The sequence below is a fragment of the Pseudonocardia xishanensis genome, assembly GCF_039541715.1.
GTDB lineage: Bacteria > Actinomycetota > Actinomycetes > Mycobacteriales > Pseudonocardiaceae > Pseudonocardia > Pseudonocardia xishanensis.
This window is the reverse complement of sequence record NZ_BAABGT010000090.1, coordinates 1-2021: the sequence shown is the minus strand read 5'-3', so window position 1 is coordinate 2021 and position 2021 is coordinate 1. Positions and strand designations below refer to the sequence as shown.

Annotated in this window: 1 protein-coding gene; it reads right to left on the bottom strand. The window is 75.0% G+C overall.

The features are described 5' to 3' along the window. A partial coding sequence (locus tag ABD993_RS27615) for a condensation domain-containing protein (RefSeq protein ID WP_345424706.1) occupies nucleotides 1-2021 on the bottom strand: 2021 nt, incomplete at both ends.

The following is a 2021-nucleotide window of genomic DNA, read 5'->3' as shown; positions in this document are numbered from 1 at the left end:
CCGATCAGGACACACCCGCGCCCGCTCCCCCAACAGCTCCGCCACCGTCGCGTCCGGCAGCGGGACCGTGGCCGTGGCGAGCGCGGCGTGTTCACGGTCCCGGTCGGCCGGAGCACGCACGTCGATCGAGCCCAGGTGTCGGTCGGGTGCCTCGGCGAAAGCCCTGAGCACCTCGACGAAACGCCCCGCGAACAGGCGCGCGGTCTCCTCGTCGTACAGGTCGGTGGAGTACTCCAGGTGGCCGCCGAGGAGCTCCGGCGAGTCCCGGAAGGAGAAGGCGGCGTCGAACTTCGCCGTGCCGTTGGTGCCCAGGTCGACCTCGACCTCCAGCTCCTCGAGCACCGGGACCGCGTAGTCCGCGTCGCCGGTGAGGCAGACGAGCATGACCTGGAAGAGCGGCGTGACCCCGGGCGTCCGCTGCGGCGCCACTGCGGCGACGACGTCGGCGAACGGGAGGTCCGGCCGGTCGTAGGCGTCGAGGTCCGCCGCTCGCACCGCGGCCAGCAGCTCCGCCACGGTCCGGTCCGGCCGAGCGTCGACGCGCAGGGCGACGGTGTTGAGGAAGTAGCCGACGGCGTCCTCCAGCGCGGGATCCAGGCGGAGCGACACGGGGCTCCCGACGACCACGTCGGAGGACTCGCCGTGGCGCGCGAGGAGCACGGCGAGGGCGGCGTGCAGGAGCATGAACGTCGTGACGTCGTGGCTGCGCGCGAGGCGGTGCAGCGCCTCGGTCAGCTCCGTCCCGATCTCCACGGGCGTCACCGCGCCACGCCCGGAGGGCGACGCGGGCCGGCGCCGGACCGCTGGCAGCGTCGAGAGGGCCGGGGCCCCGGCGAGGGCCTCCCGCCAGTAGCCGAGCTGTGCCGACGCCGACGTGGCGGACCCGCCGGTCTCCTCCGCGAGGCAGTCGGCCTGCCAGGCGGTGAAGTCCGCGTACTGGACCGGGGGTGCCGGCAACGCCGGGGGGACTCCCCGGCGGCGCGCGGCGTAGGTCTGTTCCAGCTCCGCCAGCAGGGTGCGCCAGGACCACTCGTCCACGGCGATGTGGTGGAAGGTGACCACCAGGACGTGTTCGTCGGGGGCAGTCGCCAGCAGGGCCACCCTGATCGGCGGCTCGACCGCGAGGTCGAAGGGGCGGGTGGCCTCCTCGTGGATGCGGGCGTCGAGCTCGTCGAGCCGGACGGTGGCCGAGGTGATCCAGCGGGGCGGCGGGTCCGGCCGGTCCGGTGGCAGCACGACGGCCACGGTGTCCCGGTCGTCGTCGGCCGCGACGTAGACCGTGCGGAGCACCTCGTGCCGTGCCGTGATGTCCACCCAGGCCGCCGTGAGCGCCGCCGCGTCGAGCCGTCCCCGCAGGCGGAGGACCGACGGCTGGTTGTAGGCGGCGTTCGCCCCGTCGATCCGGTGCAGCGCCATCATCTGACGCTGCCCGGCGGACAGCCTGCCGTCGCCGGTGGCCCGCCCGGGCCGCAGGCTCGGCCGCTCGGCCTCGTTCGGGCTGACGATCTCGGCGAGGCGCTCGGGTGTCCGGGCGTCGAAGAGGTGTCGCGGGCGGATCCGCAGTCCAGCCTTCCGCGCGCGGTTGGCCACGGCGAGGGCGGAGAGGCTGTCGCCGCCGAGCGCGAAGAAGTCGTCGTCGATCCCGACCACGTCGGCGCCGAGGACCTCGGCGATCACGGTGCACAGCAGCCGCTGCGCCTCCGTGCGCGGCGGCCGGGACGTCGCCGTGGCCAGCGGGACGGGCTCGGGCAGCGCGGCGACGTCGAGCTTGCCGTTGACCGTGAGCGGGAGCGCGTCGACCGCGGCCCAGAGGGTGGGCACCATGTACCCGGGCAGCCGGCGCGCGACCGCGTCCCGGACGGCGGCCGGCCCGGGTCCACCCACGAGGTAGGCGGCGAGGCGGCGTTGGCCGGGCACCTCAGGATGCTCCTTGGCCACCACCGCCGCCGTCACCACTCCCGACACCGCCGCGACGGCGTGTTCCACCTCGCCCAGCTCGACCCGGTAGCCGCGGATCTTCA